Origin of the sequence: Rhizobium sp. F40D2, from assembly GCF_051810745.2 — a bacterium.
Taxonomy (GTDB): Bacteria; Pseudomonadota; Alphaproteobacteria; order Rhizobiales; family Rhizobiaceae; genus Rhizobium.
The window spans coordinates 3,100,254-3,122,602 of sequence record NZ_CM131436.1 but is presented as its reverse complement, the minus strand read 5'-3'; the positions used below and the strand labels follow the sequence as shown (position 1 = coordinate 3,122,602).

At 61.0% G+C, this 22,349-nt stretch carries 17 protein-coding genes and 2 pseudogenes; 8 read left to right on the top strand and 11 right to left on the bottom strand.

Annotated elements, in window-relative coordinates; translation table 11 throughout:
• Positions 1-57: 57 nt before the first annotated feature.
• The 7 genes from ACS4RS_RS14900 to ACS4RS_RS14870 all read right to left on the bottom strand — a co-directional run bounded on the left by ACS4RS_RS14900 (position 58) and on the right by ACS4RS_RS14870 (position 11,445).
• The gene (locus tag ACS4RS_RS14900) at positions 58-3,213 is read right to left on the bottom strand and encodes an efflux RND transporter permease subunit (protein WP_439010360.1); all 3,156 of its coding nucleotides are present in this window, start codon (positions 3,211-3,213) and stop codon (positions 58-60) included.
• Complete coding sequence (locus ACS4RS_RS14895; RefSeq protein ID WP_439010361.1) at positions 3,210-4,433, bottom strand: efflux RND transporter periplasmic adaptor subunit; 1,224 nt, start codon at positions 4,431-4,433, stop codon at positions 3,210-3,212. The genes ACS4RS_RS14900 and ACS4RS_RS14895 overlap by 4 nt, the downstream gene beginning before the upstream one ends.
• Before the next feature lie 266 nt (positions 4,434-4,699).
• Complete coding sequence (locus ACS4RS_RS14890; protein ID WP_439010362.1) at positions 4,700-5,614, bottom strand: adenylate/guanylate cyclase domain-containing protein; 915 nt, start codon at positions 5,612-5,614, stop codon at positions 4,700-4,702.
• 169 nt (positions 5,615-5,783) lie between these two features.
• On the bottom strand, positions 5,784-7,334 hold the full coding sequence (locus ACS4RS_RS14885) for a SpoVR family protein (protein WP_439010363.1): 1,551 nt from the start codon (positions 7,332-7,334) through the stop codon (positions 5,784-5,786).
• Positions 7,331-8,605 carry a YeaH/YhbH family protein gene (locus tag ACS4RS_RS14880; RefSeq protein ID WP_449313708.1) on the bottom strand — a complete coding sequence of 425 codons (1,275 nt, stop codon included), beginning with the start codon at positions 8,603-8,605 and terminating at the stop codon, positions 7,331-7,333. The genes ACS4RS_RS14885 and ACS4RS_RS14880 overlap by 4 nt, the downstream gene beginning before the upstream one ends.
• Before the next feature lie 12 nt (positions 8,606-8,617).
• A complete protein-coding gene (locus ACS4RS_RS14875) occupies positions 8,618-10,561 on the bottom strand; it encodes a PrkA family serine protein kinase (protein WP_449313707.1) in 1,944 nt (647 codons plus the stop codon).
• A 407-nt stretch (positions 10,562-10,968) separates the two neighbouring features.
• Positions 10,969-11,445: a VOC family protein gene (locus ACS4RS_RS14870; RefSeq protein WP_439010365.1), complete on the bottom strand. Its 477-nt coding sequence runs from the start codon at positions 11,443-11,445 to the stop codon at positions 10,969-10,971.
• Between the two features lie 42 nt (positions 11,446-11,487).
• Here ACS4RS_RS14870 and ACS4RS_RS14865 point away from each other — a divergent pair, with 42 nt between their 5' ends.
• Positions 11,488-11,622: a hypothetical protein gene (locus ACS4RS_RS14865; RefSeq protein ID WP_449313706.1), complete on the top strand. Its 135-nt coding sequence runs from the start codon at positions 11,488-11,490 to the stop codon at positions 11,620-11,622.
• A 52-nt stretch (positions 11,623-11,674) separates the two neighbouring features.
• Positions 11,675-14,151, top strand: a pseudogene (locus ACS4RS_RS14860) (ATP-dependent helicase).
• A gap of 28 nt (positions 14,152-14,179) precedes the next feature.
• On the opposite strand, the gene ACS4RS_RS14855 reads toward ACS4RS_RS14860, so the two are convergent.
• Positions 14,180-14,527 carry a hypothetical protein gene (locus tag ACS4RS_RS14855; protein WP_012558348.1) on the bottom strand — a complete coding sequence of 116 codons (348 nt, stop codon included), beginning with the start codon at positions 14,525-14,527 and terminating at the stop codon, positions 14,180-14,182.
• Positions 14,528-14,943: 416 nt separating this feature from the next.
• Here ACS4RS_RS14855 and ACS4RS_RS14850 point away from each other — a divergent pair, with 416 nt between their 5' ends.
• The 3 genes from ACS4RS_RS14850 (at position 14,944) to ACS4RS_RS14840 (ending at position 17,159) form a co-directional block, all read left to right on the top strand.
• Entirely contained in the window at positions 14,944-15,447 is a 504-nt protein-coding gene (locus ACS4RS_RS14850) for a hypothetical protein (protein ID WP_439010367.1), read from the top strand.
• Positions 15,448-15,697: 250 nt separating this feature from the next.
• A complete protein-coding gene (gene pncA / locus ACS4RS_RS14845) occupies positions 15,698-16,324 on the top strand; it encodes a bifunctional nicotinamidase/pyrazinamidase (RefSeq protein ID WP_439010368.1) in 627 nt (208 codons plus the stop codon).
• A gap of 169 nt (positions 16,325-16,493) precedes the next feature.
• Positions 16,494-17,159, top strand: coding sequence for a dihydrofolate reductase family protein (locus tag ACS4RS_RS14840; protein WP_439010369.1), 666 nt, complete (start codon positions 16,494-16,496; stop codon positions 17,157-17,159).
• 21 nt (positions 17,160-17,180) lie between these two features.
• Here the strand turns inward: ACS4RS_RS14840 and ACS4RS_RS14835 are convergent.
• Both ACS4RS_RS14835 and ACS4RS_RS14830 read right to left on the bottom strand, forming a co-directional pair.
• Positions 17,181-17,849, bottom strand: a pseudogene (locus tag ACS4RS_RS14835) (hypothetical protein); the annotation flags it as partial.
• A complete protein-coding gene (locus tag ACS4RS_RS14830; protein WP_439010370.1) occupies positions 17,752-18,795 on the bottom strand; it encodes an IS481 family transposase in 1,044 nt (347 codons plus the stop codon). The pseudogene ACS4RS_RS14835 and the gene ACS4RS_RS14830, both read right to left, overlap by 98 nt.
• 100 nt (positions 18,796-18,895) lie before the next feature.
• On the opposite strand from ACS4RS_RS14830, the gene ACS4RS_RS14825 reads away from it, so the two are divergent.
• Together ACS4RS_RS14825 and ACS4RS_RS14820 are read left to right on the top strand one after the other, a co-directional pair.
• Positions 18,896-19,627, top strand: coding sequence for an AzlC family ABC transporter permease (locus tag ACS4RS_RS14825; protein ID WP_439010371.1), 732 nt, complete (start codon positions 18,896-18,898; stop codon positions 19,625-19,627).
• A gap of 3 nt (positions 19,628-19,630) precedes the next feature.
• Positions 19,631-19,939, top strand: a complete 309-nt coding sequence (locus tag ACS4RS_RS14820) for an AzlD family protein (RefSeq protein ID WP_439010372.1) — start codon at positions 19,631-19,633, stop codon at positions 19,937-19,939.
• 36 nt (positions 19,940-19,975) lie between these two features.
• Here the strand turns inward: ACS4RS_RS14820 and ACS4RS_RS14815 are convergent, their stop codons facing one another.
• Entirely contained in the window at positions 19,976-21,811 is a 1,836-nt protein-coding gene (locus tag ACS4RS_RS14815; protein WP_449313705.1) for an aminopeptidase P family protein, read from the bottom strand.
• A gap of 278 nt (positions 21,812-22,089) precedes the next feature.
• Here ACS4RS_RS14815 and ACS4RS_RS14810 point away from each other — a divergent pair, with 278 nt between their 5' ends.
• Positions 22,090-22,263, top strand: coding sequence for a hypothetical protein (locus ACS4RS_RS14810; protein WP_449313704.1), 174 nt, complete (start codon positions 22,090-22,092; stop codon positions 22,261-22,263).
• Positions 22,264-22,349 lie beyond the last annotated feature (86 nt).

The window sequence follows — 22,349 nt, the reverse complement described above, 5'->3', positions numbered from 1 at the left end:
ACCATAAGAAACGCGACCGAAGGGAAACCCGGCGCGTATTCAATTCGGATAAAAGGTTTATTCGGCGGCCTGCAACCGCTCCTCGTCGGGCACTGCGCGTGGCCGCGTCGCGACCGCCATCTCCTCGTGCAGCCGCGCTTCCTCATGGGCGTGCGGCTTGCCGAAGCGGGCGAGCAGCAGATAGGCGACCGGGGTGATGAACAGCGTCACCAGCGTCGCGAAGCCGAGGCCACCGACGATCACCCAGCCGAGCGCCACGCGCGCTTCGGCACCAGCGCCATGGGCAAAGACCAGCGGCACGCCGCCAAGGATGGTGGCGATCATCGTCATCATCACAGGGCGAAGGCGCAGCGCGCAGGCCTTTTCGATCGAGGACCGCACGTCCTCTCCCCGGTCGCGCAGCTGATTGGCGAATTCGACGATCAGGATGCCGTTCTTCGCCATGACGCCGACCAGAAGCACCAGGCCGATCTGGCTGTAGATATTGAGGCTGGAGCCGGTGATAACAAGCGCGAAGACGGCGCAAGCCAAGCCGAGCGGCACCGTCGACATGATGATCAGCGAGGACAGCACGCTTTCGAACTGCGCGGCCAACACCAGGAAGATGATAACGATGGCAAAGCCGAAAGTCAGCGCCATACCGCTTGAATTCTCCTCCAGCGTCGCGGCTTCGGCAAGCGGCAGCAGGCGTGCGCCTGCCGGCAGCAGCGGCGCCGCAAGTTCCGTCACCTGTTTGACCGCGTCGCCGAGCGACATGCCGTTTTTAAGGCCAGCGGTGATCGCGACGGAGGCGAGCTGCTGCTCGCGATTGAGCTGCGGCGCAACCGAACCTTCCGTCATCGTAGCGATGACCGACATCGGCACGATCTTGCCGTCGCCTGTTTTCAGGAACACGTTTTCAAGGTCGGTCGGATCGTCGACCGGCCGCGTCGTCGAGGTCAGAAGCACGGGATAGGACTCGCCGTCGACAAAGACGTCGACCACCGAGCGCCCTTCGAGCAGCGACTGGATCGCCGTCGAAAGCCCTGTGATGTCGATGCCGAGATCGGAAGCGCGCTCGCGGTCGATCGCCACCGACACCTGCGCCTGCGTCGGCTCGTTGGTCAGCCGCGGCGTATCGTAGCGGTCCGTGGCGTCGAGCGCCTGCACCAGCTTCGCCGCCGCCGCCGTCAGCGCCTCGTGATTATTGCCGATCAGCGCCATCTGCAGGCCGCTGCCGGCGCCGCGGATGCGCAGGCTGTTGGAGGAAATGGCATTGCCGCGCAGCGCCGGCACCCTTGCCGCCGCCTGGTTGATGTCGCCGACGATCTCCTTCTGCGTCCTTTGGCGCTCTCCCCAAGGGGCGAGTGTCAGCACCATGAAGCCGCTGTTCAGCGAACCGCCCTGGCCGGAAATCGAGAAGATGTTGCGGATGTCGCCACTGGTGACCAGCGGCTGCAAATATTCCTCGACGAGCTGCATCTTGTCGCGGGTATATTCGAGGCTCGATCCCTGCGGCGTCGTCAGCCGCATCATCACCATCGACCGGTCCTCTTCGGGTGTCAGCTCGCTCTTGACTGTGGAAAAGGCGACCAGCGCTGCGCCGGCAAAGATCACCGAAAAGAGAATGACGACGAAGGGGGCGCTAAGGCAGCCGTGCAGCGCCCATTTATAGAGGCGGGCAAGCGCTCCGCCAAAACGGCCGAGCGCGCCGTGATCCTCGATCATCGGCTTCGTCAGCATGCGCGAGGCCAGCATCGGGCAGAGCGTCAGCGCCACGATCGACGACAGGCCGACGGAGAAGGCGAGCACGAAGCCGAATTCACGAAAGAGGCCGCCGACCTGTCCCGGCAGGAAGGAGAGCGGGATGAACACCGCCGCGAGCGTCGCGGTCGTCGCGACAACAGCGAAGAACACCTCGCGCGTTCCAAGCACGGCGGCCGCCCGCGGCCCCATGCCTTCGGCGCGCCGCCGCACGATGTTTTCGAGCACCACGATCGCGTCGTCGACGACGAGGCCCGTCGCCAACACGATCGCCAGCAGCGTCAGGATATTGATCGAGAAGCCGACCATGTAGATCGCCGCCAGCGTGCCGATCAGCGCTACGGGCATGCTGACCGCCGGGATCAGCGTCGCTCGCCAGTCGCGCAAGAAGAGATAGATGACGGCGGTGACGATGACGCCGGCAAGCACTAGCGCCAGCACCACCTCGTGGATCGCGCCCTGGATGAAGACGGCGTCGTTGCTGGTGATCGCGATCGTCGTTCCCTCGGGCAGCGTCTTCGACAGCTGGTCGACGGCGTCCTTGATGCCGGCCGAGATATTCAGCGTGTTGGATTGCGCCTGACGGATGATGCCGAGGCCGATGCCCGGCTTGCCGTTGGAGCGCAGCGCCGTTTCGCCGTCACGGGGCCCGAGCGTCACCGTCGCGACGTCGCCGAGCCTGACGCGGTCCTGCAGGATGACGTTGGAAAAATCCGCCGGCGTCTGCAGGCTGGCGGTGGCGCGCACCACGATATTCTGTGTCGTGCTCTTCAGCGAGCCGGCAGGCACGTCGAGTGCTGCGCTGTCAAGCGCCTTCGTCAGGTCGCCGATGGTCAGCCCGCGGCTCGCCAGCGCGCCCTGATCGACGTCGATCCGGAACACCTTCTCCTGGTCGCCATATTCCTCGACGTCGGCAACGCCGTCGACGGAGGCGAGACGGTCGATCACCTCGTTCTCGACGAGCTGCGTCAGGTCGTCCATGTTGAGCTTGGTGGAGGTGACGGCAAGGCGCATGATCGCCGAGGAATCCGAATCCGCCTTTACGATCTGCGGCGCATCCGCCTCGTCGGGCAGGTTCTGGGTGATGCGGCCGATCGCGTCGCGCACGTCGTTGGCGGCGACCGCAAGATCGATCGCATCCGAGAATTCGAGCGTCACCCGGCTCTGGCCGAAGGACGAGGTGGACGATATCGATTTCAGGCCGCTGACGCGCGCGACCGCACCCTCGATCACTTTGGTCAGTTCCTGATCGATCGTCTGCGGCGATGCGCCGTCGAAGGTCGTGCGCACGGTTACGACGGGACGGTCGACATCCGGCAGTTCGCGCACCTCAACGCCGACGTAAGCCGCAAGGCCGGCGACGACCATCAGCGTGTTGAACACCAGCGCCAGGATCGGCCGGCGAACGAAAAGCGCGGTGAAACTCTGCTTGCCCGAGGCCTTGTCCTGGTGAATCTCGGTCACACTCATTGTGTGGCGACCTCCGCATTCGCGGTGACATCGGCGGAAACGCGCACCGCCCCGCCCTCACGCACGCGCTGCAGGCCTTGCGTCACGATCTTGTCGCCGTCCTTGAGATCGGCTTTGACGAGCACGAAATCCGGGTTGCGCTGCACGACGCTGACCCGCACCTTATGCGACTTTTCGTCGTTGACCAGCCAGACGAAGGATCCTTGCGAATCCCACTGCACGGACTGCGGATCGACCGCCGGATATTTGTCACCGGGGAATTTCATGCTGACGCTGAAGGACATGCCGGCGCGTAGCTCGTCGGAAGAGTTGTCGATGCGGGCGCGCAATCTAAGCGTACGGCTTGCCGCATCGATGCGGTTGTCGACGGCTTCGACTTCCCCGGAAAACACTTGCCCAGGCTTTGCGACCGACATCGCCTCGACCGGCTGGCCGACCGACACCGTGTTGGCGAAGCGCTCAGGCACCCAGAAGTCGACGAGGATTTCCGAACGGTCGTCGAGGGTGACGATCGGGATGCTCGTCGTGACATTGTCGCCGATATTGACCGGCACGATGCCGACGATACCGTCGATCGGCGCAACAATGTTGCGCCGTGCGAGATTGAGCTCGGCAGCCTGCAACTGCAGCCGCGCGCCCTGCTCGGCGATCTCGGAATCGAACACGTCCATGCGCGACACGCTGGACTTGATGTTATGATAGAGATTGGATTTCTCGACGGCGGCTTTGACCGCCACGTCAGCCTGGCCCCGGGCGATCACCTGCTCCTCGCTGTCGAGCTTGGCAAGCACCTGGCCGGCCTTCACCCTGTCGCCCGACTTGATGAGGATTTCGCGGATCGTACCCGATGCCTGCGGCGTGACCGCGACCGAGCGGATCGCGTCACCCGTGCCGATGGCGTTCAACCGGTCATTGACGACACCCTGGACCACCGCCTGCGTTGCGACGAGAATGGCGCCGTTGCGCCCGCCGCCATTGCGGCGGTTCTGGCCCTGTCCCTGCCCCTGGCCTTGTCCTTCGCCACGCTGCTGGCCTTGCGCCCGGGCGGGAGCGTCGGCATCCGCCGTCTGCTCGGCCTTCGGCGCGATCCTGGAGACGATGCCGTCTGGAATACCCGCATCGCGCATCATATCGCCGGCGCCCGGGACAAAGAAAACCCACGCGGCAAAGCCGGCAATAATGACGATGAGCGAAAGTATAAACTGCTTCCAAAAGGCCATTCACGTCTCCGGAGGGACTCGGGGTTGGACCAGGGTCGGTCGAAAGAGGCGCTGTGGGATGAAGGTCCCGTCTGATGCGACAATATCGCGCGTTTACAGCGTACCAGCAAGCATAAGCAGCCGGCATTACCGATTTGTAATATCAGCAAAGAATTGAAATAACCCCGCCGCTCACTTTTGCTTGAACGAACACTCGCCGTGTCTTTGACGCCACCGATGGGCGGGCGAGATGCCGTGCAAAATCTCTGCCGATGCGGGTTGGATGTCTATCGGCTCATCGACCATCGCAAGCCCATGACGGCCGCAATTCCCAGTATCGGCCACACCGCCCAGAACTGTCCCGTCCAGGTGAAGAGGTTGATGCCGGCAATGCCGAGCGCCACGATCGCCAGAGAGGTGATCTTCCGGTTGAACAGGATCTGGTTGCGGTTCCAGGCGAACGCCGCGACGACGGCGAGCGCGAGCACAGGAAAGCGCGCCCAGAAAATGCCCTGCCACGATAAAAGATTGATGCCGATCAGCACAGCCGCGATGACGCCGAGCACAGCGAACAGCCTGCGTCTGCCAGGTTGTGGGCTTGCTTCGGCAATTTGAGCCGCTGGCTGCGGCTGCGGCCGCGGGGGGCCTAGTCGTCGGGGAGGCGGCGTCTCATCCTTGGCATCGCCGATCTTCACCGCGTAGCTCGGCACGCCTTCATCGACGTTTTTCACCATCAGCGGCCCGAGAAACTCAAAACCGACCGCGACCTTGTTGCGGACCTGGTCGTAGACGGTGCTTGAGATGACGATGCCGCCGGCCGAAGCCGAGGCCTGAAGCCGCGCGGCGATGTTGACGCCGTCGCCGTAGATGTCGTCGTCTTCGACGATCACGTCGCCGAGATTGATGCCGATGCGGAACAGCATGCGTCCGTCTTCCGGGCGGCGGGCGTTGAAGCCGGCAAGTTCGTTCTGGGTATCGACGGCGGCGCGCACCGCCTCGACCACGCTCGGGAAATCGGCGATCAGTCCGTCGCCCCAGGTGTTGACGACTCGCCCGCCATGGCTTTCGATCAGGCGCGCCATCGCCTCCCGACAGCGCTTCAGCGCCGCAAGCGTCCCCTCCTCGTCGGCCCCCATCAGCCGGGTATAGTCCTGCACGTCAGCACAGAAGATCGTCGTCAGCTTGCGCCGCGTTTCACTCATGGTCTCTCGTCTCCGCGCTGTCTGCTCCCGCAAGGTCGCTGCAAACGTGGAATGTAGGTGAGTGATGGGCGATTGCAGCGGCGGTAAGTTACTAAGCCTTTGTCTTCGTTACCATCGATAATTGCACACTATCGATGGTAACCAACACGGTTCGGAGAAATATCAGGGATCATTGAGCGATCTTGCGCGGGCTCGCCGTGTGCTCCCTCGCCACGGTGTTCGAACTATCGATTTCCTGAAGCAGGACGTCGTAGCCCCAGAGATCGGCGAGGTGCTGGAGGACAGCCCTTGTGTCGGCTTCCTGAAGATAGCTGCCGCTCATCATGATATGTTGCAGCAGCAACCGGCGGTCGCCGGCGAGGTCGACATCGACGATATCGATTGCCGGATCGGTCCAGCCGATATCGTATTCGCGGGAAAGCTGGCGGCGGATGCGCAGATATCCGCGCTCATTGTGGATCGCCGAAACCAGCACACCCTCGGTCTGTTCGGGGTCGTCGTAGAGGTGGAACAGCCGCAACTGGCGGATCAGGTTCGGGCTGAGGAATTGGCTGATGAAACTCTCGTCCCGGTAATTGGCCCAGATATCGCGCAGGACGGCCATCGCATCGCCGCGGCCGGCGATATCGGGAAACCATGCGCGGTCTTCTTCCGTCGGCTCGGTGACGATCCTCTCGATATCCTGCATCATCGCAAAACCGAGCGCATAGGGGTTGAACCCTGAGAACCGCCGATCGTCGTAGCTCGGCTGGAACACCACATTGGAGTGCGACTTCAGGAATTCGAGGAAGTTTCCGTCGCTGATCTGCCCGCGCTCGTGAAGCCGGTTCATGATCTGGTAATGGACGAAGGTCGCGGTTCCCTCGTTCATCACCTTGGTCTGCCGCTGGGGATGGAAATATTGGGCGACATGGCGGACGATGCGAAGGATCTCGCGCTGCCATGGCTGCAGCCGCGGCGCGGTTTTCTCAAGAAAATAGAGGATGTTGTCCTGCGGAAGACCAAGTGCGGCGCGGCGTTTCTCCAGGCCGCCGTCGCTCGTCTTTTTGGCCTTGCCGACCGGAACCGTGCGCCACAGATCGTTGAACATCTGCTCTTCGTGAGCACGGCGCTCCTGCTGCCGCTTCTCCTCCTGGCGAAGGTCGACAGTGGTCTTGCCCGCATAGCGATGCACCCCGTGCGACATCAGCGCATGCGCCGCATCAAGCGTCCGCTCGACAGCCGTCTCGCCGTAACGCTCTTCACAGCGGGTGATATAACCTTTGGCGAAATCGAGGTAATCGAGGATTCCCTCCGCATCCGTCCAAAGCTTGAAGAGATAATTGTTCTTGAAGAAATGGTTGTGCCCGAAGGCCGCATGCGCGGTGACGAGCGTTTGCATCGTCGCCGTATTCTCCTCCATCAGATAGGAGATGCAGGGAGAGCTGTTGATGACGATCTCATAGGCGAGGTCGCGCATGCCGCGGCGGTAGAAGGCTTCGTGATGCGCGAAATGCTTGCCGAAGGACCAATGGCGGTAAAACAGCGGCATGCCGGTCGAGGAATAGGCATCCAGCATCTGCTCCGAGGTGATGACTTCGATCTGGTTCGGATAGACGTCGAGGCCGAGTTCGCCGAGCGCGATCTCCTCGCAGGCGTCGTGGATGCGCTGGAGCGTCGAAAAATCCCAGTCGGCCCCCTCGAACAACAGCCGATCTCTTGGCCTCATCGTCGTGTTCATGGCGTCACCCTCGACTGTGCGTCACGCTTCTGGAAGAGATCGTGGAAAACCGGGAATATTTCGCTTCGCCGGCAGACCTTGCGCATCGAAAGCGGCAGCAGATCGGAGCGGATCCCGTCATAGAGCATCCAAAGCGGTGAACGCGATACCGACGAGTCGCCGCCTTCTTCGCCGACCTCGATATAGGCGAAATACTGGCAGAGCGGCAAAATCTCGCGCAGCAGTTGTCCGCTCAGGTTTCCGTCCGAATGGGCGTTGTCGCCGTCCGAAGCCTGGGCGCCATAGATGTTCCACTCTGCTGGATCGAAACGCGCCGCAATGATCCCGCGCATGGCCGCAAGGGCACTGGAAACAAGCGTACCACCGGTCGCCGGACCGTAGAAGAAGGTTTCCTCGTCGACTTCCTCGGCTTTGTCGGTATGGCGGATGAAGACGATCTCCACCTTCTTGTAGCGCTTCGACAGGAAGAGATAGAGCAGCAGGTAGAACCGCTTCGCAAGGTCCTTCATGTGTTCCGACATTGAGCCGGAGACGTCCATAAGGCAGAACATCACGGCTTTGGCCACAGGTTTCGGCTCGTTTTCGTAACGGCGGTACCGCACGTCGAGCGGATCGATATAGGGAATGCGACGGCTTTTTTCCGTCAGGGATTTGAGTTTCGCCTCGAGCGCCAGGCGGTTTTCGTCGTCCTCGCATTCCTCGATCTGCCGCTGCAGGGCTTCGATCTCTTCGCGGCGCGGACGGTGAAGCGCGACGCGGCGCATCATCGCCAGCCGCGTCGTGCGGCCGACGGCGATGTTGGACGGCGATCCGGACACGGAATAGCCGGCCCGCAACGGCGTTTCCTCTTCGGTTTCGGCGAGACGCCGTTTGGCAAGATCGGGCAGTTCCAGGTCGTCGAGAAACACATCGAGGAATTCCTCGCGCGTCAGCACGAAACGGAAACCGTCCTCACCATCGCCCTCGCCCGCATCTTTTGGCTTTCCACCCCTGCCGCCCGGCGGGCGCGGAATAATATCGCCTTCGACGAAGGCTCTGTTTCCCGGCAGGATGTGATCGGCGGTGCCGCCTTCGCCTTTGCGAAGGCTCGGTTCGGCCATTCCGTCGATCGGCAGGCTGATCTCCCCGCCGTCGAGTACATCGCGGATGTTGCGGTTTTGCAGAGAACGTTTGACCGCCTGCTGCACGGCGCCTTTCATGCGCCGAAGAAACCGTTGCCGATTTTCCAGACTTTTACCGCGCGGATTTAGCCGACGGTCGACAATGTGCATGGTGGCTCCGCATTAACTTGCCTGTTTGACGCGCATGTACCATTCGACGAGGCGCCGAACCTGCCTCTCCGTGTAACCCCGCGCGGCCATGCGCGAGACGAATTCGCTGTGCTTCTTTTCTGTTTCCGAATCCTTCTTCGATCCGAACGAAATGACCGGCAAAAGATCTTCGACCTGCGAGAACATACGCTTCTCGATCACTTCCCGGATCTTCTCGTAACTCGTCCATGACGGATTTTTTCCGCCGTTGGCTGCCCGCGACCTCAACGAGAATTTGACGATTTCATTGCGGAAATCCTTCGGATTGGCAATTCCAGCCGGCTTTTCGATTTTCGTCAGTTCCTGGTTGAGGAGCTCGCGGTCGAGAAGCTGGCCGGTATCGGGATCCTTGAAATCCACGTCTTCGATCCAGGCATCGGCATAGTCGACGTAGCGGTCGAACAGGTTCTGTCCGTAGTCCGCATAGGATTCAAGATAAGCCTTCTGAATCTCATTGCCAATGAACTCTGCGTAGCGTGGCGCAAGATCAGCCTTGATGAATTCCAGATAGCGCTTCTCGACATCGTCGGAAAACTGCTCGCGGCGGATCGCCTGTTCCAGTACATACATCAGATGCACAGGGTCGGCGCCAATATCCGTGGTGTCGTGATTGAAGGTGGAAGCGAGCACCTTGAAGGCGAAGCGGGTCGATATGCCGTCCATGCCCTCGTCGATGCCGGCAGCATCTCGGTACTCCTGAACGCTGCGGGCGCGGGGATCGGTTTCTTTCAGGCTCTCGCCGTCATAAGTGCGCATCTTCGAGAAGAACGTCGAGTTCTCATGCTTGCGCAGGCGTGAAAGCACCGAAAAACGGGCCAGCATTTCGAGCGTTGCCGGAGCGCACGGCGTATCCGCGAGTTCGGATCCCTCGATCAGCTTCTCGTAGATCTTCTGCTCTTCCGTCACCCTAAGGCAGTAGGGCACCTTGATCACACAGATCCGGTCAATGAAGGCCTCGTTGTTCTTGTTGGCTTTGAAGGTCTGCCATTCCGCCTCGTTCGAATGGGCGAGAACAATGCCCGAGAAGGGGATGGCGCCGATGTTCTCGGAGCCGATATAGTTCCCCTCCTGCGTCGCCGTCAGCAGCGGATGCAGCATCTTGATCGGTGCCTTGAACATTTCGACGAATTCAAGCACGCCCTGATTGGCGCGGTTGAGCCCGCCCGAATAGCTGTATGCATCCGGATCGTTCTGCGAGTAGGTCTCAAGCTTGCGGATGTCGACCTTGCCGACCAGCGACGAGATATCCTGATTGTTCTCGTCTCCCGGCTCGGTCTTGGCGATGGCGATCTGGCGCAAACGCGAAGGCTGAATTCTGACGACGCGGAAGCGGGAAATGTCGCCGCCGAAGTCATCGAGCCGCTTCAGGCACCACGGGCTCATCAGCCCGTTCAGGCGCCGCAGCGGGATGCCGTATTGCTCCTGGAGCAGAGACCCCATCGTCTCCGGATCGAAGAGGTTGAGCGGGCTTTCGAAAACAGGGCTGATTTCGTCGCCAGCCTTCAGCACGTAGATCGGATGAACCTCCATCAGCAGCTTCAGCCGTTCCGCCAAGGACGACTTGCCGCCGCCGACGGGGCCGAGCAGGTAGAGGATCTGCTTGCGCTCCTCGAGCCCCTGCGCCGCGTGCCGGAAGAAGGAAACGATGCGTTCGATCGTCTCTTCCATGCCGTGGAAACCGGCAAAGGCCGGGTAGATCCGGATGGTCCTATTCATGAAGATTCGCCCGAGCCGCGCATCTCTCGCAGTATCGACCATCTGCGGCTCGCCGATCGCGGCGAGCAGGCGCTCGGTCGCATTGGCATAGGCGATCGGGTCTTTCTTGCAGAGATCGAGATACTCGGCCACCGACATATCGGTTTCGCGGCGCGCTTCGTAACTGCGCGTAAACGCATCGAATACGGATTCGTTCAGCATGGGCCCTCCAGTAAGGTTATGCCGCAGGCTCAAAGTCGTATAACCATCGAGATGGCTACGACGTTCCTAAGAATCAATAATTTCGTAGGTATATTCGACGCTCACCGGCTGCTTCTTGCAACGCACAAAAACGTGCATGCACCGGTTATTTTTACTCTACGAAACTGTTTCTCATTATAGTTGAATAAAGCACCCGTGCGGTATCAGCACATTTCGCGACGTGACAGAAAGATGAAAAGGGTGTGCAATGTCGCCCGTGATTCGAGTTCCGGAAAAATCGACGATTGGCAGCCAAATCTGCGCAGAGTCGATGCTGGACAGCATGTGCCGATCGGCGCCCGCGATGGTGGAAACGGTCGCATGCCGGCCTTGAGCCAATCGTTCGAACCATTCGCCGCCGGCGCAATTTAGCCGTTGAATGCCTGCTCCAGCGCCGCGACATCGATCTTGACCATGCCGAGCATCACCTCGGTCACGCGCTTGGCCGGCTCGCGGTCGTCGTCGGCGATCATCTCGGAAAGCATGCGCGGCACGATCTGCCAGGAAAGTCCCCAACGGTCTTTCAGCCAGCCGCAGGCCTCCGGCGTGCCGCCATTGGCGAGGAATGCTTCCCAGACCCGATCGATCTCGGCCTGGCTTTCCAAGAGGATCGCGATCGAGAAGGAATGGTTGAAGCTATCGAGCGGACCGGCTTTCATCGCCAGGAAGGCCTGATCGCCAAGCGTGAACTCGATCAACTCGACGCTGCCGGGAGGCCCGCTCGGCGTTTCTGCCGGAAGGATGGTGGTGCGGCCGATCCCGGAATCCGGGATGATGGACACATAGAATTCGACGGCTTCGCGCGCTTCCTTCGCGAACCAGAGATTTGAAACGACCTTCGCCATGATACAGCCTCCTTGTTGACGGTTGACCCGGACCGCTGTCCGATGATCCAAGGACGCCCCGCCGGCGCCGGTTCCGACAGAGTGCGGCTGAAATTTTTCCGTTGTGTCGCCGCCGTCGCGCTCGGCGGCGCTGCCGCCATGCGCAAACCCCTTGGAGTAGCGGCGGCATGGGAATGAAAGCAGAACATCTTTTCTGGTCTTTCCTTCCCGAATCACTACATTACGCGCCATGAGCAATAGTTTCGACGATATTCCCTTCTTCGACGAAGAGCCGGGCGAGATGGCGCGCAAGCCGCAGCCGCCTGCCGCACCCGCCGGAAGGGCGCCCGCCGTCGGCGGCATTGCCGCCCGCGCCATGGCGGCCCGCGACGGCGGCAGCCGGCCGGATTATCTCTCAGGGCTGAACCCCGAGCAGACGGAAGCCGTCGAAACCCTGGAAGGCCCGGTCCTCGTGCTCGCCGGCGCCGGAACCGGCAAGACGCGCGTGCTGACGACGCGCATTGCCCATATTCTTAATACCGGCCGCGCCTTCCTCTCGCAGATCCTCGCCGTCACCTTCACCAACAAGGCGGCCCGGGAGATGAAGGAACGCATCGCGCTGCTCGTCGGCGGCGCTGTCGAAGGGATGCCCTGGCTCGGCACCTTCCACTCGATCGGCGTCAAGCTTCTGCGCCGCCACGGCGAGCTCGTCGGCCTGCGCTCCGATTTCACCATTCTCGACACCGACGACGTCGTCCGCCTGATCAAGCAGCTGATCCAGGCCGAAGGTCTCGACGACAAGCGCTGGCCGGCCAAGCAGTTCGCTGGCATGATCGACACCTGGAAGAACAAGGGGCTCGGCCCGGCCGATATCCCCGAGGGCGACGCCCGCGCCTTCGCCAACGGCCGCGGCCGCGATCTCTATTTCGCCTATCAGGCGCGCCTGACGACGCTGAACGCCTGCGACTTCGGCGACCTGTTGATGCATCCGATCGCGATCTTCCGCAAGAACCCGGATCTTCTGAAGGAATATCACGGCCGCTTCCGCTATATCCTCGTCGACGAATACCAGGACACCAACACCGCTCAATATATGTGGCTCCGGCTCCTCGCCCAGCGCGCCAAGGGCGAGCCGCAGAACGTCTGCTGCGTCGGCGACGACGATCAGTCGATCTACGGCTGGCGCGGCGCCGAGGTCGACAACATTCTGCGCTTCGAAAAGGATTTCCCTGGCGCCAAGGTCATCAAGCTCGAGCGCAACTACCGCTCGACCGAACATATCCTCGGGGCCGCCGCCCATCTGATCGCCCACAATGAAGGGCGGCTCGGCAAAACGCTGTTCACCGACCGCTCAGATCCGGATGACGTCAAGGTCCAGGTGCACGCCTCCTGGGATTCGGAGGAGGAAGCCCGCGCCATCGGCGAGGAAATCGAGCAGCTTCAGCGCGGCAAACATCTGCTCAACGACATGGCGATCCTCGTGCGTGCCTCCTTCCAGATGCGCGAATTCGAAGACCGCTTCGTCACCCTTGGCCTCAACTACCGCGTCATCGGCGGCCCGCGCTTCTACGAGCGCCTGGAGATCCGCGATGCCATGGCCTATTTCCGCCTTGTCGCTCAAGCCTCCGACGACCTCGCCTTCGAGCGCATCATCAACACGCCGAAGCGCGGCCTCGGCGACACGACGGTGCGCGCGCTGCATGACTACGCGCGAGCACGCGATATCCCGATGCTTGCGGCCGCCGCCGACATCATCGAAACGGATGAGCTGAAGCCGAAAGCGCGAAAAGCCCTCTTCGACGTGATTCAATCTTTCAGCCGATGGCAGGAACTGCTTGAAAACACACCGCATACCGAACTTGCCGAGCAGATCCTCGAAGAGTCCGGCTATACCGACATGTGGAAGAACGACAAGAGCGCCGAAGCGCCCGGCCGCCTTGAGAACCTCAAGGAACTGATCCGCTCGATGGAAAGCTTCGAGTCGATGCGCGGCTTTCTCGAACACGTCTCTCTCGTCATGGATGCCGAGACCAACGAGAACCTCGATGCCGTCTCGATCATGACGCTGCATTCGGCCAAAGGCCTGGAGTTCGACACCGTCTTCCTGCCAGGCTGGGAGGAAGGCCTCTTTCCGCATCAGCGCTCGCTCGATGAAAGCGGCCGCGCCGGCCTGGAGGAGGAACGCCGCCTCGCCTATGTCGGCATCACCCGCGCCAAGCACCGCTGCCACATCTGGTTCGTCTCCAATCGCCGCATCCATGGGCTATGGCAATCGACCCTGCCCTCGCGTTTCCTCGACGAGCTGCCGGAAACCCATGTCGAGGTCGCCGAAATGGAGCAGGGCTATGGTGGCTATGGCCGCGGCGGCTACGGCCAGTCCCGCTTCGACAAGGCCGAGCCTTTTGCCAATTCCTATTCCACCCCGGCTGGAAACGCGCCCAGGCAAACAAGACCGACGCCACGCGTGACAATTGGGGTTCCCGCTCCGGCCACGCCGTCGAACGCATCGGCTATGGCGAAAGCGGCCCGAAGGGACGGACGATCGAAGGCGAACTGGTGGCAAAATCCACCTCGTCGGAGCCTTCGCGCTTCACCCTCGGCGACCGTGTGTTCCATCTGAAATTCGGCAACGGTAATATCACCGGCATCGAAGGCAACAAGCTGACGATCGAGTTCGACCGAGCCGGGCAGAAGCGGGTGCTGGACGGGTTCGTCGAGCGCGTGTGATAATCACCTCGGCGCGACGCGAGACCCTTTACCCGAGCATCCGCATGCTGCCGAGTCCGAGAATATCGTTCATCAGGGCGATCCCCATCCCGACGGCGACGATCGACAATCCGATCAGAAAGAGCCGGCGCGACCGGTCATATTTGACGGCAAGCAGCGAGTCCCGCGCCAAGAGATCGGCAAACACCTTCACTTGAATGGCGATGCCGACCATCAGGAATGACATTGGCAGCAGATCGATGCGGCTCCAGTCATTGGGATTGGAAACCCAGAGGCTGATGAAATTGAGGGAGAAACCGAGGATGATCCCGGTCGCCGTCAGCGATCCGTTGCGGAATGTCGCATCGATCTTCTCGTTCGGCTCTGCCTCGGACATGGTTTCGCTTCCGGCTTGCGTCTCAGCAAGAAAGGCAGAAATCGCGGCTGGGAGCAAGATCGGCCCAGAGCATGATGCCGAAAACTGTGAGCGGTTTTCGGGCGACATCACTAAGGCTTGCTGGCATCGCGCTCCGGGACGGCGGACGAAATGCCGTAGCGGCGGAGGTCCGGCTCAGCGCTCAACGCCCTGTCCGCAAGCCGCGCCGGCGCGATCTCATGCGATCATCGGCGCAGAACGCCGTTCGGCTGAACTCAGCGACTATGAAAATACAATAATTCCAATAGGATATCTTTGTTACCGAAAAGTTAACGTGTCAAAACGTCGCTTTGACGCTTTGCGCAAATCAGCTTAGCCCGGAACCTGCCCGTCCATGAAAGGCGGGCTTCACGACGAACTTTTCGAAGGAGGTTCAAGTGACCAGTGTTTCATCTCTCGGCAGCACATTATCCCAGTATCAGTCTCCGCTCTCCAGCCTCGACAAGAATGGCGACGGCGTCGTTTCGGCGGACGAACTCGCCGCCGCATCGCCGTCCTCGTCATCCGGCGCGGCGGCGACCACCGCCGACGGCGACGACAGCAGCGCCGATATCGTCAAGAAGATCACCGCGGACATCCTGTCGCTGATGCTGTCCCTGCAGAAGACCGACGGCAGCGACGATCAGAGCGACGGCAACGATCAGAGCGAGGGCACCTCCAAGGACGTCTTTGCCGCGATGGATACCAATGGCGACGGCAAGTTGACCGAGGCCGAATTCCTCGCCGCCGATCCGAACAAGATCAGCACCTCCGGCGACAGCGATCCGCTGCTCACCAAAGTGCTGAGCGACATGCAGACGGCCCTCCAAGCCCACCGCAATACCTACGGCGCATCCCCCGCGGCAAGTGATTCCGCAGCCGACGGCGTAACCGCGGCATAGTTCGGCATGAGGCTCCGCCGGGGGAGCCTCGATCCGCCAGAGGCAAAAGCCTCTTCCGCCTTCCCTTCCATTTCGACACGAGAGCCGCCGCCAATTCTCTCATTGGTTGCATTAGCGTATTCTTTTTCAGCCACTTACTACCGCTAGCACCAGATTTAACACTTGCGCGCCGGCGCCTGGAAATCCACTAGTTGATGCGTTCAATATGCTTGGCGTCTGTACACTGGAATAAGCGAAGGGATTGGCCTTGATGAAAGCGCTGCTGCTCGTCGACATTCAGAATGGCTTCTGTCCGGGCGGCAATCTGCCGGTCCCGGATGGCGATAAGGTGGTTCCTATCGCAAACAGCCTGATCGACAGTGGCAAATACGATCTGATCGTCGCCTCCCAGGATTGGCACCCGCCGGGCCATGGCAGTTTCGCCTCCGCCCATCCGGGTGCGGCACCTTTCGAGATGGGCGAACTGTCGGGCAAGCCGCAGATGATGTGGCCCGACCACTGCATTCAGGGCACGCTCGATGCCGAACTGCATCCCGCGCTGAAATCCGAAGAGATCGACCTGATCCAGCAGAAGGGCGAGGATCCCGACATCGACAGCTATTCCGCCTTTCGTGACAATGACCGCGATGCCTCGACCGGCCTTGCCGATTTCCTCGAGGGCCAGGGTGTCACCGATCTCGACGTCTGCGGACTGGCGACCGACTATTGCGTCAAGTTCTCCGCGCTCGACGCGTTGGAGATGATCCCCGGTGTCCGCGTCCGCTTCATCGAGGATGCAAGCCGCGGCATCACCCCCGAAGGCGTCGCCGCCGCCATCGAGGAGATGCGCGCCCATGGCATCGCCACCATCGACAGCACCGAAATCCTGGCCAGTTAACTCAAGCTAAAGCGCCTCGCGATTTTCAGATTCGCTCCCCGCACTTTAGCTCCTTGTCTTTATGCATGTCGTTTTACGCGCCAGGCTTTAAAAACAGTGCGAGGAATGTCGGATTGGCGCACGCCCATCCGTCCTTGGCTATGAACACACCAACCATGGGAGCCGCGAGATGAGAAAGCTTGTGACCGCAGCCTTCGTGACCCTGGATGGCGTGATGCAGGCGCCCGGCGGGCCTGAGGAGGATCCGACCGGCGGCTTCACCCTTGGCGGCTGGACCGTCAATTATTGGGACGAGGCGATGGGCCAGTTCATGGACGGAATATTCACCGATCCCTTCGCGCTGCTGCTCGGCCGCAAGACCTACGAGATCTTCGCAGCCCACTGGCCCTTTGTCGGTGAAGACGATCCCATCGGCAAGGCCTTCAAAGCCGCGACCAAATATGTGGCGACCACCTCGGCGGAGCCGCTTAACTGGGAAAATTCCATTGCGTTGCGCAGCGATGCCGCCGCCGAGGTCGCCCGGTTGAAACGGGAGGATGGCCCGGACCTGCTCACCCAGGGCAGCAGCGGCCTTCTGCAAACCCTGCTGGCGCACGACCTGATCGACGAACTCCGGCTTCTGACCTTCCCGGTGATCCTCGGCCCCGGCAAGCGCCTTTTCGGCCATGGCGCCAAACCGGAAGCGCTGAAATTGACCGCCAACTCGGTATCGACCACCGGCGTCATCATGAGCGTCTACGAACGCACCGGCGAGGTCGAACCCGGCAGTTTCGCCATGTCGGAGCCTTCGCAGGCCGAAGTCGCGCGCCGGGAGCGGATGAAGCGGGAGGGCTGAGGGAGACCGCAGTCCGGCGTCTTACTTCATCACATAGACGTCGTAGCTCTCATCGCTCCCGGCAGTGGGGCCGAAGCGTTTGACGAGCTCTGTCGCACTCTGGAAAGCCGAAATATCCTCCGGCGTCAGGGACAATTGCCAAACATAGCTTTCACGCAGGGAGACAGGTGCAGCAATCTGGTCGATCCGCTGCGAAAGCAGAATGACGACAGGCACCTGCTCACTCTGCTGCAATCGACGCGCCGTTTGCAGCATATCGGCAAGGCTGAGCGAAAGCCGCGCGTTTTGGGTATATCGCACGATGGCGCCGAACCGCTCCTCCCGCGGAAGATAGGTGCGATTGGAAACATAATAAGGCAGCGCTTCCACGAGATAGTCGGGATCTGCCATGATGATCGCATCCCTGAGATCGGGGCGCGATTGCATGAAGGCACCGAAATCCTTGCTCCGGCTGAAGGGTATTTCAGCCACGAAGGCGCGATTGATCTTTTCGACACCGGACACGACCTGCAGCGCCAGCAATATCAGGAAGCACAGGCGCCCGAACTTTACGCCGCCGCCGGCAGCCTTGATGCCGGCAACGTCCATCCCTTCACACTGGAACTCTGTGGTCAAGGCGGTCATCGCGATCATGAAAACCAGCCAGAGCGCCTGATGTCTGTATCCGCCGGGATAGACAAGCGTAAAAAGTGTTTAGTCCCGGCATTTGATGGATGGGATCGATGATGAATCGATCTGGCTCCAAAGTCCATCGTTTGCAGATGAACTCGTAAGGCGTGAGGCCCTTTAGCGTCTTGAGCCGGCGCCCGAAATTGTAGGCGTCGATAAAGTCGGCCAGATGTTTTTTCAACTGCGCATGATCGTCGTAGTGGAAGCGCTTGACGGTCGCCTCCTTGATCGTTCGGTTCATCCGTTCGACCTGTCCGTTGGTCCAGGGATGCTTCACCTTGGTCAGGCGATGCTCGACGCTGTGATCGTCGCAGACCCAGTCAAAGATGTGCTGAATGGCATTTCGATCACAAGCTCGGTTGGTGAACTGAATGCCATTGTCGGTCAAAACGGTGTGAATGGTGTAGGGCACTGCCACGATCAGATTGCGTAAGAACTGGGCGGCATTCATCTTGCCGGCTTTGGTGTAGAGTTCTGCGAACGCGAACTTGGATGTTCGGTCAATTGCGACAAAGAGATAGAGCTTGCCCTCGGCCGTCTGCACCTCGGCAATATCGATGTGGAAATAGCCGATCGGATAACTTTTGAACTTCTTCTTCGGTTCCTTGTCGCCTCCGACCTCCGGCAGACGTGAAATGCCGTGGCGCTGCAAACACCTGTGCAACGACGAACGCGTCAGATGTGAGATGGTCGGCTGAAGAGCGTAGAGGCAATCATCGAGCGGCAGCAGTGTATGCCGGCGGAAGGCGACGATAACGGCCTCTTCTTCGAGGGAAAGGGTCGTCGAGTGTGGGTCCTTCGGGCCTGTAGGAAGGTCGACCAACGATGTCCGCTTCTTCCATTTTGCTACGGTTTTCTGGTTGATCCCGTATCGCTTCGAAAGCGTTCTCAGGCTCTCTTCACTATTTTGTATTGCTCGACGGATTGCCTCTGTCGTCGTGGCGCTCCCGTGTAGAACCTGGCCCATAGTGCGTCCCTCCATGCCAAGGAAAATATTGCACCATCAAATGCCGGGACTAAACACCTAGACCATAAGGGAAAGCTGAATTTCCAACAGGATCACCCATATGAATCGCGCCGACTTTGTTGAAGGTTTGCGGGGCGGCTCCGCCGTTGCGCTGGCATCGGCGCCCTTTGCCGCCCTGTTCGGAGCGCTCGCAGTCGAAAACGGCATGTCGCTTTCCGAAGCCGCCTTCATGAGCGCCACGGTCTATGCCGGCGCCAGCCAGATGGTCGGCATCGAACTCTTCGGCCACAATGTCCATGCCTGGCTGATCGTGCTGTCGATCCTCGCCGTCAATTTCCGCCACGTGCTCTATTCGGCGGCCTTGGCGCGCTACATCGGCCATTTCACGCCGGTCCAGAAATTCTTCACCTTCTTCCTGCTCGTCGATCCGCAATTTGCCGAAGCGGTCAAGCGCGGTGAATCCGGCCGGCCACTCACCTTCGTCTGGTATCTCGGCTTCGGCATCATCATCTATATCCCCTGGGTGCTGATCAGCGTCATCGGCGGCATGCTTGGCGGCTTCATCGGCGATCCGAAGGCGATCGGCCTCGATATCCTGCTGCCGGCCTATTTCCTCGGCATCGTCCTCGGCTTCCGAAAGCGCGACAATTTCCTGCCCGTGGCGCTCGTCAGCGCAGTGGCGTCCGTGCTCGCCTATCGCTATGTCGGCTCGCCCTGGCATGTCAGCCTCGGCGCCGCTGCCGGCATCGTGCTTGCCGCCCTGCTGCCATTGCCGCCGCAGGAGCCCGACCTCGAAGCCGACGCCCTTCAATCCGAATTGCATGAGGTCTAAGCCATGGAATTCGATCTTCACATGGCGCTCGTCATCCTCGCCGCCGCAGCCGCCACCTTCGCCACCCGCATCGGCGGTTACATCCTCATCACCAAAATGAAGCGCATCCCGCCGCGCATGGAAGCGGCGCTGAACGCCGTGCCGGCCGCCGTGCTGACGACGCTGGTCGCGCCGGCCTTCTTTATCGGCGGCTGGGAGTCAAAACTGGCGCTGGTCGTTGCTCTCTTCGTCGGCCTGCGGGTTTCGCATAGCTGGATGCTGGTCGCCGCTTGGATCGTCGTGATGGCATGGCGCCACACGATCGGGGTCTGAGCACCGGCCGAAGGCCGGCGCCTCAAACCCGTCTTCTTAATATTCCAGCGGCAGCGTCGCGTTTTCGAGCCAAGCCCTGACATCGTGATCGTGGATCAGCGGCATCAGCGCCTCGCATGTGCGGCGGTGATAATCGTTAAACCAATGAAGCTCGTCATGGGTCAGAAGCTCCGGAATGACGAGGCTGCGGTCGATCGGGCAGAAGGTCAGCGTTTCGAAGCCGAGCATCGCCGCGTCGCCGCCGTCGATCTCCTCGGCCGCGCGCACATAGATCAGGTTTTCGATGCGGATACCGAAGCTGCCGGGGCGGTAATAGCCCGGCTCGTTGGACAGGATCATGCCGGGCAGCAGTTCCTGCGTCGAAAGCCTCGAGATGCGCTGCGGCCCCTCATGCACTGAGAGATAGGAACCGACGCCATGGCCCGTGCCATGGGCGAAATCGGCCCCTGCCCGCCACAGCGCGATGCGCGCCAGAGGATCGAGGTCGCAGCCGCGCGTACCCTTAGGGAAACGCGCCGTGCTGATCTGGATCATCCCCTTCAGCACCAGCGTGAAGAAGCGGCGATGCTCTTCTGAAACCGCGCCGATGCCGACCGTGCGGGTGATGTCTGTCGTGCCGTTGATATATTGCGCGCCGGAATCGATCAGGAAGAGTTCGCCGGCCTCGATCATCCGGTTGGTCTCGGTGGTCACGCGGTAATGCATGATCGCCGCATGTTCGCCGGCACCTGAAATCGTGTCGAAGGAAATGTCCTTCAGCGGGTTCTGCATGCTCTGGCCGACGCGAGCGCGCACCGCTTCGAGATGCTCGGCGGCAGCAATTTCGCTCACCGTCCCGGGTTTTTCCTGCGACAGCCAATAGAGGAATTCCACCATCGCCGCGCCATCCTGCAGATGCGCGGCGGCCGAGCCGTTGATCTCGACGTCGTTCTTCACCGCGCGCGGCATCTTGGCGGGATCAGTACCCTCCACCACTTCGCCGCCCGCCTTGCGGATGATCTCGGCCAGCGCATAGGAAGCGATATCCGGGTCGATCAATACGCGGCCGCCATCCCTGGAAACGGCAGCGAGCCTCTCCTCCAGCGCCGAGGGCGGCAGCTGTGTGCAGATCTGTCCGAGATAGGCCTCCGGCTCGATGCCTGTCTTGCGCTTGTCGAGGAAAAGATCGGCCCGCCCATCGGCATGGACGATGGCGCGCGCCAGCGGATGCGGTGTATGCGGCACGTCGGAGCCGCGAATGTTGAACGTCCAGGCGACCGAGGATGGATCGGCGATCAGCACTGCCGCCAGAACCTTCTTCGAAAGGTCGACCGCGATCGTCGCGATTTTATCCCTGGCAAGCACGCCGGCCTGCGCGACATTCTGGATGCTGACCGCGCCGAGCGGCTCGGCCGGCCGGTCACTCCAGAGCCTGTCGAGCGGATTGTGCGGCAGGAAGGTGAGCGTGCCGCCGATCTGCGAAAGCGCGCGTTCCAGACGGCGCACCTCGGCACCCGAATGCAGCCAGGGATCGATGCCGAGCCGAAGGCCCTTGGCGCCGTTTGCGGCCAGCCAGAGATGCGGCGGCTCGTTGACGAGATCGCCGCCCGAGAAGACCGAACCGTCGACCTGTTCGGCAAGCTGCGTCACGTAACGCCCGTCGACGAAGACGATCGCCTGCGTGCGCAGAACCATTGCAATGCCTGCAGAGCCGGTGAAGCCCGTCAGCCATGCCAGGCGCTCCGAACATGCGGGAACATATTCGCCGTTGAACTCGTCGGCGCGCGGCACCAGGAAGGCGTCGATCCCGAGCAGATCGAAAGCAGCGCGCAGCGCCGATACCCGATCCCTGCCGAATTGGGGCGTGGAGGTGACTTCGAAGGACTGGAACATGCTGGAAACCCGAATGGTTGAGACGAATCCGGTAAATGGGATGCCGGCCATGTTAGCGAAATTTCAATCGATGGGGAGAAAAAGCGACGAAACGAGTCGAAACCCTCGGTGCCGCCTAATATTTTGACAGAACTGTGACGCGAAAAGTTAATTTGGCACGCTTTATGCATTGGCCGCATGGCTCCCATGAGCGAAACCCTCTGCCTCCGCCTTTCAGAATAGCTATATAGCCGGCATCGAACGGTTCGCGATGAACCTGCAACAAAGGAATTTTTGAAATGACCGCCTCTCTCTCGCGCTTCGCATATAGCAGCCCGGTGCAGGCTGGCGAACGCCAGACCGTACGTCACGTCATCGGCGCCCGCCGGCCGCAGAACGAAGACAGCCTCAAGCTGCTCGGCGCCGGCCAGCGCGCCACGCGCCACAACGGCGCTCCCAGCTACGCGTTCTAAGTCTGAAAGCCCGTCCGTCTCCTCCCTCCCGGACCGGCCTATTGGAATGCAGTAGAGCCCGCTCGAGCGCTCCTCCCCTTTGAGCT

Coding starts and splice junctions, on each gene's coding strand:
- ACS4RS_RS14895 (WP_439010361.1), bottom strand. CDS start 4,433: ATGGCCTTTTGGAAGCAGTTTATACTTTCGCTCATCGTCATTATTGCC.
- ACS4RS_RS14865 (WP_449313706.1), top strand. CDS start 11,488: ATGATCCAAGGACGCCCCGCCGGCGCCGGTTCCGACAGAGTGCGGCTG.
- ACS4RS_RS14900 (WP_439010360.1), bottom strand. CDS start 3,213: ATGAGTGTGACCGAGATTCACCAGGACAAGGCCTCGGGCAAGCAGAGT.
- ACS4RS_RS14875 (WP_449313707.1), bottom strand. CDS start 10,561: ATGCTGAACGAATCCGTATTCGATGCGTTTACGCGCAGTTACGAAGCG.
- ACS4RS_RS14855 (WP_012558348.1), bottom strand. CDS start 14,527: ATGTCCGAGGCAGAGCCGAACGAGAAGATCGATGCGACATTCCGCAAC.
- ACS4RS_RS14810 (WP_449313704.1), top strand. CDS start 22,090: ATGACCGCCTCTCTCTCGCGCTTCGCATATAGCAGCCCGGTGCAGGCT.
- ACS4RS_RS14890 (WP_439010362.1), bottom strand. CDS start 5,614: ATGAGTGAAACGCGGCGCAAGCTGACGACGATCTTCTGTGCTGACGTG.
- ACS4RS_RS14885 (WP_439010363.1), bottom strand. CDS start 7,334: ATGAACACGACGATGAGGCCAAGAGATCGGCTGTTGTTCGAGGGGGCC.
- ACS4RS_RS14840 (WP_439010369.1), top strand. CDS start 16,494: ATGAGAAAGCTTGTGACCGCAGCCTTCGTGACCCTGGATGGCGTGATG.
- ACS4RS_RS14830 (WP_439010370.1), bottom strand. CDS start 18,795: ATGGGCCAGGTTCTACACGGGAGCGCCACGACGACAGAGGCAATCCGT.
- ACS4RS_RS14820 (WP_439010372.1), top strand. CDS start 19,631: ATGGAATTCGATCTTCACATGGCGCTCGTCATCCTCGCCGCCGCAGCC.
- ACS4RS_RS14815 (WP_449313705.1), bottom strand. CDS start 21,811: ATGTTCCAGTCCTTCGAAGTCACCTCCACGCCCCAATTCGGCAGGGAT.
- ACS4RS_RS14880 (WP_449313708.1), bottom strand. CDS start 8,605: ATGCACATTGTCGACCGTCGGCTAAATCCGCGCGGTAAAAGTCTGGAA.
- ACS4RS_RS14825 (WP_439010371.1), top strand. CDS start 18,896: ATGAATCGCGCCGACTTTGTTGAAGGTTTGCGGGGCGGCTCCGCCGTT.
- pncA (WP_439010368.1), top strand. CDS start 15,698: ATGAAAGCGCTGCTGCTCGTCGACATTCAGAATGGCTTCTGTCCGGGC.
- ACS4RS_RS14870 (WP_439010365.1), bottom strand. CDS start 11,445: ATGGCGAAGGTCGTTTCAAATCTCTGGTTCGCGAAGGAAGCGCGCGAA.